Consider the following 9,817-nt stretch of genomic DNA (forward strand, 5'->3'; position numbering starts at 1 on the left):
ACAAGACTGACTAATTTACCAGAGTTCTCTTCAGCTATACCCAGTTTTGCATGGACTAACTCTCCAAAACGTGTATCTGATATAAACCATTCACCTGAACTATTCTCTCTCATCTCAATAGCCCCTGCAGGGCAGGCAAAACTACAGAAGGCACATCCTTCGCAAGCAACTGAATCAACAGTAAGATCCTTTCCTATAGCCTCAAAACGGCATAGTTCTATGCATTTTTTACATTGAATACACTTATCCTTATCAATGGATGCTGTAACCCCACTCCTAAATTCATACCTCTCTCTTATCTCAGGAGCTAAAAGCAGGTGTAAGTCAGCTGCATCAACATCACAGTCTGCCATAATTTTATTCTTAGCCAAAGCCGCAAAGGCTCCTGTAATTACCGTCTTACCTGTTCCACCTTTTCCACTTATTACAACAATCTGTTTCATTTCAATCCTTTCTTAATATTTAACACTATACTCTCATCTTACTGCATGCATTCTGAGCAGCAAGAATAATAGGGTACATTGTCGGCGCACTTGTAAGATATGGATGGGTAGCTATTTGTAGAGTCTCAAGCTCTGTTGCCGACATTCTTTTCTGAATAGCAACTCCAATAATATTGATTGCCTGAGCACATGACATACCGCAACTCACTTGGCCACCTAAAATAATACCTGACTGTTTAGAAAATATAAGTTTGACCTTACCTTGAGAAGCGCCAGGAAGAGTGCCGGGATGCTTATCTACTCCATCTGCAGTCCCTACTACTATCTCAAAGCCTTCTTTAAGCGCTGTATTCTCAGTAAGCCCAGCTGAGCCAAGGACTAATCCATCTATATAAGTTGAGTATATAGCAATGGTACCTTTATTTTCACGAACAACTTTTATCTGATAAAGATTTGCTCCTGCAATCCTTGCCTCAGCAGTTGCAGTAGAAGCAAGCATAACAGAAATAGCTTTTCTGGTATAAAAATCTTTTTTACAAGAACAATCCCCGATGGCAAATATATCTGAATCTGATGATACTCTGCCATATTCATCAACCAAAATACCATTAGCATGGCCTATCTCTAAACCTGCATCAACTGCAATCTCTATATTAGGTTTTGAGCCAACTCCTAATATAACTGCATCTATAGCTCTCTCTTCTCCACCGCGAAAACGTACTTTCTCAACTTTCTCATCTCCAATTATCTCTTCAACTTGAGTAGATGTTAAAATCTCCACTCCTTTTTCTTTTAAACGCTCTTCAGCCATAAGAAAAAACTCTGGATCAAAAGAATTGGCTAATAAATGCGGCAGAGTTTCAACCAATGCAACAGAAAGGCCTTCTATTTTGGACAACTCATCAGTAAATTCAACTCCTATAAAACCACCACCAATAACTAAAACTTTTTTACATTTCTTAATATCATCAACTACACTTTTTAAATACCCCAACTCTTTGTAAATAGGATAAACTCCTTTTTTATCTACGCCTTTAATTGGAAGATTGATAGGCGTAGAACCAACGGCTAATATTAATTTTTCATAAAAATATTTATCACTATTAACTGTCTTTACAAATTTTTCTTCCTTATTAATGCTGGTGGCTTTATCTATTACTATATCTATATTATTTTTTTCTAAAGATTCATTTCCGAGCTTATTCTCTTCAGGGTTCTTCAAACTTTCGAACATGTAGGGTATACCACAGGGGATCACTCCATCTTTGATATCCTTCATAACTAAAACATCTTTGTCTGGATAGTATTTTTTGACTGTTACAGCACTTACTACTCCTGCTGGGCCACCACCAATAACTAAAACATCCGTTCTCTTTTCCACAAAACCTCCTTGGTCTACTAAAATGTAATTACTTTATCTACCTCTTTAATCCACTGAGCTAATTCCGTCATCTTAGCTTCTTGGGCTCCATCGAAATAGGGCTTCCCTTTATAAATACCGCATCTAGTTTTACAAGTTCCACATACTTTAACTATTATTCCTTTTAAAATAAGATCTTTCAATAATTGCCCTAAGTCAAAATAACCTTCAGGAGGTTTAGCTTCATCACGAGCTAAATCAATCGCATCATTCATAAGAAATATCCTGATTTCTATATTCAAATCCACAAGCTTTTCAATAAGCCGTAAACCATTCCAAGAGATATCACTACCATCGTAGGGGTTATTATTAAAAATAAAGAGTACTTTCATCTTATTCTCCTTTTAAAATTTCTTGAATATTATTAAACAATTTTTGAAATTCAATCTTATACTTAGGAAACATCTCTACTATCAGCTTGCCCTCTGAATAAGCAGAGGCAATCTCTTTTTTAAAAGGTATTTTCATAAGTATTGGAATGTTCTCTCTTAAACAATATTCTTCTGTTTTATTATTACCTAAATCAGATTTATTTATAACTACTCCAAATGGAATCTCTATCTTTCTTACAACCTCCACAGCTAAGATAAGATCATTTAATCCAAATGGCGTAGGCTCGGTAACAAGAATAACAAAATCTACATCTTTTATAGCTGTAATAACAGGACATGATGTCCCAGGAGGAGCATCTATGATAGTAATCTTATCTTTATTAATATATTTTTTAACAGCCTTTATAAGCGGAGGGGACATCATCTCTGATATATTAAGTTTACCATAAGTAAAATCCAGACTATCTTTACTACCTGACTCAACAACTCCTATCTCTTTATCAACCTCTCTTAAGGCTTTTTCAGGGCAGAAATAACTACAAGAACCACATCCATGACACAACTCAGGAAATATAAGAACTTTTTTATTGACTATAGCTATAGCATTATAAACACAGACCTCTTGACACTTTCCACAGCTATTACATTTATTTTCATCTACAGCAGGCACAGGAATAGAAACAATCTCTCTATTTTTTATCTCTGGATTTATAAAAATATGTGAGTTTGGCTCCTCAACATCACAATCTAAAAGCTGTGCATTAGAAATAGAGAGTGCAAGATTTGTGGCTATAGTAGTCTTGCCTGTCCCGCCCTTTCCGCTGGCAACTGAAATAATCATATATTTATATAAGCTGATGAAAAGCTATCAATGTATCCTGAAACTTGTCTACATATTGAGCTGTTTTAAAACCTTTATCTACCAAATAATCTTTTATTTGAACCAACATGATCTCATTATTTTGATGCCTTCCTCCTTCGCTACTATGGATCTTATCCATGAGCTTTAATCCTTCTTTATTGAAATCGCTTAAAACAATTTTACCTTCTAAAGAGATAATCCTTATAAATTCATCTATAACTTTAAATGGATTTAAGAGATGATGTATCATATTAACTGAGAAGATTATATCAAAACACTCATCTTGAAAACTTAACTGTTCGGCGTTTTCTATTTTAAAATCTACCTGTTTCTCTAAGCCAAATTTCTTTATATTCAGCCGGGCAATTTTTTGTTCTTGTTCTGAGATATCCACGCTGCTGAATTTATACCCCTCTTTTGCTAAAGCAACAGTTAAGTGTCCTTTACCTGTGCCAACTTCCAATATGTTACCATAAAGAGGCTCAGCGCTTTGGATAACAAATTTCCGTTCCATTTCAATATCATAACCAAAGCTTTTATAGAGGGCTGCTCTCTCTAAATATCTCTTATGATTCTCTGCCACTGCTGCTTCCAAAATTATTCCCTAACCATCTTAGCCCCACACTTAGGGCAATTTACTGAATAACAAGGAACTCCTACGTTATGAGCTACCTTTGTATTACAACTTGGGCAGACACACTCTCCGGCAGGACCTGAGCCTGCTTTATTACCACTCATCCTACCGCGACCTCCAGCTCTACTCATACCTCTACCAGTTCCTGATTCAGCCCCGAAAGGACCTGTTCCATCACCTCTAGGCATTTTGAACCTCCTTTTTGAATTATCTTTAACTCATTCCAAACTTAGAGTCTACGCTGGGTCCTTGAGTTGATTTAAGCTCTCCCGCTTTATATCTCTCTATTACCTCTTTAATAGAACCTGAGACTCCGGTAATTATATTGATATCTGCTGCCTCTAATGTTCTAAACGCATTAGGCCCAACATTACCTGTAATAACTACAGTTACACCTTTAGAAGCTATTAACTGCCCAGACTGAATACCTGCTCCACCAGAAGCGGCAATATTGCCATTCTCAATAACTTCGAACTCTAAGGTATCTGTATCTACAATGAGAAAGTAAGCACATCTTCCAAATCTTGGATCTACTTGAGATTCAAGATTTTCACCTTGCGCAGTAATACATATTTTCATATTTATATACCTCCGTTTTAAATTATCTTATACTCTTATCTATATTTAATTTGGGTGATTTTCTTCATCTTCATGTTCACACTCTGTCTTCTCTACTCCATATCCTTTTCCTGCCCCTGGATTACAGAGGCTCTCTCCACTTTCAAGTTCACCATTAGCAATCTTATTAATTACATCCTCTATGCTACCGCTAACTCCAACAATCGTATCTATACTAACTTGATTAAATAGATTTAAAGCACTCATCCCCATACCACCAGCAACAATAACATTAATACCTTTATCGTGTAAAAACTGAGGCAAAAACCCTGGGTGATGGCCAGGATTATCAATGCTACTTCTATTAATCACTTCATTATCTTTTACCTCAACAAGAGTAAAAGAAGGACATCTGCCAAAATGAGCAGATACCATATTCCCATCTGTAGATATCGCTATCTTCAATATTACACCTCCTAAAATTTTGAAAAAGGCGGAAATAAAGCTCAGTCCCTACTTCCGCCTATCTCTTTTAGTTATTCTTTTTTAGATCCTGAGCTGGATTCTAACTCTTTTATCCTGTTATTAACCATATTAACTTCATCTTGCATAGCTTTAAGCTGTTCTTTAAGCATGCTCGCTTCCTGCTGAAGACTTAAGCTAGAAGCAGCTGGAAAATAAGGGTAAGCAGGGGCTCTAAAACCTCTACCCATACCGTGACCAAAACCGCGACCTCCACCTACGCCACGTCCAAAACCTCCGCCTGCTGTTGGATTCATATAACCTGGAGTAGAATAACCCGCACAGTAACCTGCTCCACGTCCTGTCATAGAACCCATTCCTGCTGGACCTGCTCCATTTCCACCTGGCATTTTACTCACCTCCTTTCCAATATTTTTGGCATCTAATTTGACAATACAATATCCCATTCCACGTCCTGTCATTGGGCCCAGAATTTGAGGTCCTCTTCCATCAAAACCTGGCATCTTACTCACCTCCTTCTTTACTACTGATAATCAGTATCATTAATATTCAAAAAAAATAATAACTACAGCTTCATTTCTGACATCTATCGCATAAGCCGGAAAACTGAATAAAATGATCTTTTATTTTAAAATTGTACTTTTTAGAAAGACCTTTCTGAGTCTTGTTAAGCAATTCAACCTCTTCATTAATAAAATCCGTATAATCAATTACTCTACCACAATCTGTACACACCAAATGATGATGATGTATTACCTTAGGACCTTCGATCAATTCATATCTTGCTCTACCATCTCCGAAGTCGAATTTGGAAACCAGCCCCATATTAACAAGTAATTCTAAGTTGCGATAAATCGTAGCCAGGCCTATATCAGGATAAAACTTATTTACTGCCATATATATATCCTCTGCACTAAGATGTTTCTCTGTCTTGCTCAAAACCCCTAAAAGTGCTTCCCGAGGTATAGTTAATCTATACCCGCAACCTCTAAACCTTCCATGCCACCATACTGGGCCTCTCATTTTTATTGGCATATTCTAGTTTCTCCTTGTTAATAATGATTCTCATTATTATTTATACCACATTACAAAATATTGTCAAGGTTATTTTAAAATTTTTCCTTGCCACATTTTTAATAAATCCAGAGATAAAAAGAAAAGCTCTACAACTTAATTAGTTGCAGAGCTAAAAGATGAAAACGGCTCCCTGTATTGGACGAGTTTCGCAACTGGTTGTATACAGAAAAGGCTAATTAACTCTGTAAAAAATTATTTCCTTTATATTGTTCTATTACCCAATGAATCTTTATTCTTGTTTCTTTGCAATACTCACATTAACAGCGCTTGCCCCTTTTGGGGTTTTTTCAATTTCAAACTCAACTTCCGTATTTTCATTCAAAGCATCAAACTCAACACCCACAAGACTGTTCTTGTGGAAAAATACTTCGCTGCCATCAGTATCACTTATAAAACCAAAGCTCCTCTCGCGAACTAACTTCTTTATTTTTCCTGTATGCATTTTAAACCTCCTTTTCGACTTTTATGATGCATCTTCCACCTATTAGCTCTTCTCTTCCTTTCTGATAGTATTATACAACAAACAAAAACCTCTTGCAATTTATTGAATCACAAAGGGTTGAAATATAAAAACTCCCCGTGCAAATCTTACATATAACATTATCTCTGAATACTGAGCCTATAGATATGCGCTGTATAGCCTAACATCTAAGGACATAGCCAGATCAGAGAGGTTGTTTTGGCAGGTCTTACGCCGCCCCGGAAGAGGCTCGAACTTATATTTAACGAGCTAAAAGGTGGAAATTTGTCCAATTTTGTCCAGTATTTTGGGCGGTCAATTTGCATAACTCTTTTACTTCAAAACAGTTACAAGATGTCCAACCTCATGGGGTAGACATTTAGCTAAAACGATACGATCCCAACTAAGTATACGCTTTAATAACATGAAAAAGGTCTTTTTCAGTTGTTAGATGTTATTCATTTTGTTGTCGTCTACTCTTTTATAAGTGCTAATACTTCCACCCATCTCTTTTAAAATAAATTTTTCACTCGTTACTTCTAAAAGTGGATTGACATCTTTTTCTCCCGCTCCGAAAAGAAGATTACTTTGGTCATAAGTCCAAGTGAAATTATTATCCTTCACTTCCCAGGAGCCCGTAGTTGTACTAGTTGGCTTGTCTTGACAATACCCCTTGGAAACAAAGGAACCGTCATTTTTGATTATCACAACTACCCGTGCACTTCCAACCGCCGCCTCCCATGTCCCAATAAACATTTCATCGATGTTCCCTGTGTTGTTTTGGCAGGATGAAAGTATAAATAACGACAACCCCAAGAAAGTAAGAACTAAAATATTTTTCCATATATAGGTTCCTTCGATAGGCTGTCTAAGATTATTTATAAATCCAATCATGGTTAAACTTATTTTACATAAACAAAAAACCCTCTGCAACCTATTACTTTACAGAGGATTAAAATATAAAAACTCCCCGTGCAAATCTTAGACATAACATTATCTCTGAATACTGAGCCTATAGATATGCACTGTATAGCCTAACATCTAAGGACATATACCAGATCAGAGAGTTTGTCCCTCGATTATGCATAGAAATAATATTTCTGGCACACCAATAATCAAAGATTATTTTGTGTTCCAAAAGGTTCATAGCCCCACCCGATAATATTTATATAAATTTAAAATAGTCTGAGTTTAAAGTACTCAATCAATGAAATTCCTTTTTTATCTACTTTGAGATTAACTTGCCAGGATTCAAGTCCTCTTTGGGTGGCTTTTTTTACTATCTTTACTATCTCTGCATTTGGTTTTTCAGGAACTTTGAACTTATTTGCATTATACAAATAACATAAAAGCACTATTGCTCTTTGGCCTTGCTTTATCTGGAGAGAAATCTCTTGGAAATGCCTACCTAATCTTTCAAAAGAACTAAATATTTTATCGTCTTTTTTGTCTCCAAACGGAAGATGTCTTAAAGGAGTTTTTACTTCAAGGAAACAATTATTATTTATTAGAAAATCAATTTTAGAATTATTTAATTTTACTTCTCTTCTAATTTCTTTGACATCAATAATTTTTTTAAGAAGATTGTTTTTGAGAAAGAATTCAATATAACCATTTACTTTGGTTTGATTAATCCCTACCCACAACTCAGATTCAGGAGATATTGCTTCCACAGTATAATTGGTTTTTCTTGCTTTCCCATTTGCTTTTGAGAGAAGGCAAGGAATATTTTTAAATTCCATATTTCCAATTCTGCCTGTTGATGGGCAATGACATTTTTCAGTTTCACCATCAATTTCAACTAACATTATGAACCTATTTGGTCTTGATTTAATCAATCCCCGAATCAGATTTTCACTAAACAAATAATTTTTCATTTTTTTATTTTCTTCCGTATAACGTTAGAATTCACCGGAATTTTTGGGCGCATCCCTAAAATTTCCGGTGCAATGACTTGTTAGGCGTTTCGTTTCTCGCATAAGTACGTGTAAATAAAGCCATTTTCCGTATCGGTTTCCAAGATGGAAAATCCTGACTTTCTCAACAAATCTTCAAAAATCCAGTCCAGAGTTGAATATTCTTTTTTGACATGATCAACGATTTCTTTTGTAAACTCTGCGCCTGTTGAATTCTCAATCCCTTCAATTAGGGTGTTAAAAAAAAGTGCGTAATCTTCAACATTGGAAGGGTAGACAACATCCTTGACAAAGAACTTCCCACCTTTTTTCAATAAGCTGTTAATTTTTTTTAATGCAATTGATTTCCAGAAATCTGGCAAATGATGAAGGGCTAGTTGGGTGAAAATGACATCAAATTGCTCTGGTGATTCATTGAAAGTCAAAAAGCCAGCGTGGTGAAATTCAATATTGTTTATTTTTTTTGAAGTTGCCTTTTTTTGTGCATACTCAAGCATGACAGGGGAAACATCAACTGCAACTACCTTCTGGCAGAGTTTTGATAGAGCGACTGCAAATTCTCCAGTGCCGGTGCCAAATTCAAGGATTTTTGAACTTTGGGTCGGAGCTGTAGCTTCAACTAATTTGTTCACTTCTTTTTTGATGTCCCTTAATTTTTGCATTCGGGCATCATATTTCTCCACTTCCTCCAAATTCGCATAGTCTACACCTATTTGCTGTATTTCGTTGTATTGCCATTTGTTTGTTGTCATATGATTTTCACCTAACGATTAAACTGAGCAGGGACACAAAAAATTGGTGGCCATGCCGCCGTGACCCGCGTACGTGTCCTGCGTATGCCGGGGTGTTGGGTTCTGCTCCAATGATTTTGTTATTTGTTAAAATTTTTTAACTTTTTACTTGTGAATGACCAATTCTCAAGTTTAAGATGTTTTACTTTTATAACGCTATTTCAGAAATAACGATTAGGATGACAATGCATCTGAAAACGCGCTTTCAGATGATATTCGTCCATCCTTTGGTTCGGTATTCTCCTGTCTCTGAAGTTCTCGGACATGCACAAAGAAGTCATGGAATGTTGGGTATTCCATAGGGTGGGATGGATTGACCTTTCGGCTTCGGACATCCCGTTGTTGCTTGCCCCATGCCCGCGCAATTGTCGGATTTGCCTCAAACCAGGCACGCATGGCATCCTGACACCTTCTGGCCAGCCCTTGCGGATCATGAGTGATGATGCCTTGTGAGAACATAAACCATCCGGCGGCACCTTCCTTCTGAATGGTGCCGGCCAGGGACTCGCAATACTCCCATCCAATATCGACGATAATACCCTCTATGGGGCCCTTGGCTCTCATGTTGCCTCGGTTGTCGCCTTGAATGTAGTCGTTCATATTTGGGCGTGCTGTGCTACATACAACGAAAACATCGATATCGGAATCTTGTCTTTCGCAACCATCGGCAACGCTTCCTTGGAGAACCACGCCACAGTCAGGATCTGCCTTGACGATCTCACGGGTCAACTCGTCTAGTAAGTCTTGATGTTTGCTCATGTATTCTCTCTGTCGAACGATTAAACTGAGCGGCGGCTCAAAAAAATGGTAGCCAAGCCGTCTGCTCCAGTGATTTTGTTAT

The 9,817-nt window shown here is 36.9% G+C and carries 15 protein-coding genes; all 15 read right to left on the reverse strand.

Annotated features, from left to right (window positions below; genetic code table 11):
- A partial coding sequence (locus tag P9X27_00415) for a 4Fe-4S binding protein (protein MDP8252853.1) occupies positions 1–443 on the reverse strand: 443 nt, incomplete at its 3' end.
- A gap of 25 nt (positions 444–468) precedes the next feature.
- Positions 469–1,824 carry an FAD/NAD(P)-binding oxidoreductase gene (locus P9X27_00420; protein ID MDP8252854.1) on the reverse strand — a complete coding sequence of 452 codons (1,356 nt, stop codon included), beginning with the start codon at positions 1,822–1,824 and terminating at the stop codon, positions 469–471.
- Positions 1,825–1,841: 17 nt separating this feature from the next.
- Positions 1,842–2,195 (reverse strand): DsrE family protein, encoded by a 354-nt coding sequence (locus tag P9X27_00425; protein MDP8252855.1) that lies wholly within the window; start codon positions 2,193–2,195, stop codon positions 1,842–1,844.
- A 1-nt stretch (position 2,196) separates the two neighbouring features.
- Positions 2,197–3,036, reverse strand: coding sequence for an ATP-binding protein (locus P9X27_00430; protein MDP8252856.1), 840 nt, complete (start codon positions 3,034–3,036; stop codon positions 2,197–2,199).
- Between the two features lie 4 nt (positions 3,037–3,040).
- The gene (locus tag P9X27_00435; protein ID MDP8252857.1) at positions 3,041–3,652 is read right to left on the reverse strand and encodes a class I SAM-dependent methyltransferase; all 612 of its coding nucleotides are present in this window, start codon (positions 3,650–3,652) and stop codon (positions 3,041–3,043) included.
- Between the two features lie 2 nt (positions 3,653–3,654).
- Positions 3,655–3,879 (reverse strand): DUF5320 domain-containing protein, encoded by a 225-nt coding sequence (locus P9X27_00440; protein ID MDP8252858.1) that lies wholly within the window; start codon positions 3,877–3,879, stop codon positions 3,655–3,657.
- Between the two features lie 25 nt (positions 3,880–3,904).
- A complete protein-coding gene (locus P9X27_00445) occupies positions 3,905–4,270 on the reverse strand; it encodes a NifB/NifX family molybdenum-iron cluster-binding protein (GenBank protein MDP8252859.1) in 366 nt (121 codons plus the stop codon).
- 45 nt (positions 4,271–4,315) lie between these two features.
- The gene (locus tag P9X27_00450; protein ID MDP8252860.1) at positions 4,316–4,714 is read right to left on the reverse strand and encodes a NifB/NifX family molybdenum-iron cluster-binding protein; all 399 of its coding nucleotides are present in this window, start codon (positions 4,712–4,714) and stop codon (positions 4,316–4,318) included.
- Positions 4,715–4,785: 71 nt separating this feature from the next.
- Positions 4,786–5,121: a DUF5320 domain-containing protein gene (locus P9X27_00455; GenBank protein MDP8252861.1), complete on the reverse strand. Its 336-nt coding sequence runs from the start codon at positions 5,119–5,121 to the stop codon at positions 4,786–4,788.
- Between the two features lie 184 nt (positions 5,122–5,305).
- The gene (locus tag P9X27_00460) at positions 5,306–5,767 is read right to left on the reverse strand and encodes a Fur family transcriptional regulator (protein MDP8252862.1); all 462 of its coding nucleotides are present in this window, start codon (positions 5,765–5,767) and stop codon (positions 5,306–5,308) included.
- Between the two features lie 271 nt (positions 5,768–6,038).
- Positions 6,039–6,251: a cold shock domain-containing protein gene (locus P9X27_00465; protein MDP8252863.1), complete on the reverse strand. Its 213-nt coding sequence runs from the start codon at positions 6,249–6,251 to the stop codon at positions 6,039–6,041.
- A 465-nt stretch (positions 6,252–6,716) separates the two neighbouring features.
- On the reverse strand, positions 6,717–7,163 hold the full coding sequence (locus P9X27_00470) for a hypothetical protein (GenBank protein ID MDP8252864.1): 447 nt from the start codon (positions 7,161–7,163) through the stop codon (positions 6,717–6,719).
- Positions 7,164–7,444: 281 nt separating this feature from the next.
- The gene (locus P9X27_00475; protein ID MDP8252865.1) at positions 7,445–8,146 is read right to left on the reverse strand and encodes a DNA/RNA nuclease SfsA; all 702 of its coding nucleotides are present in this window, start codon (positions 8,144–8,146) and stop codon (positions 7,445–7,447) included.
- A gap of 80 nt (positions 8,147–8,226) precedes the next feature.
- Positions 8,227–8,937 (reverse strand): methyltransferase domain-containing protein, encoded by a 711-nt coding sequence (locus P9X27_00480; GenBank protein ID MDP8252866.1) that lies wholly within the window; start codon positions 8,935–8,937, stop codon positions 8,227–8,229.
- Between the two features lie 213 nt (positions 8,938–9,150).
- Positions 9,151–9,735, reverse strand: coding sequence for a nucleotidyltransferase domain-containing protein (locus tag P9X27_00485; protein MDP8252867.1), 585 nt, complete (start codon positions 9,733–9,735; stop codon positions 9,151–9,153).
- Between the last annotated feature and the right edge of the window lie 82 nt (positions 9,736–9,817).

The sequence above is a fragment of the Candidatus Kaelpia aquatica genome (assembly GCA_030765335.1).
GTDB classification, from domain to species: domain Bacteria; phylum Omnitrophota; class Gorgyraeia; order Kaelpiales; family Kaelpiaceae; genus Kaelpia; species Kaelpia aquatica.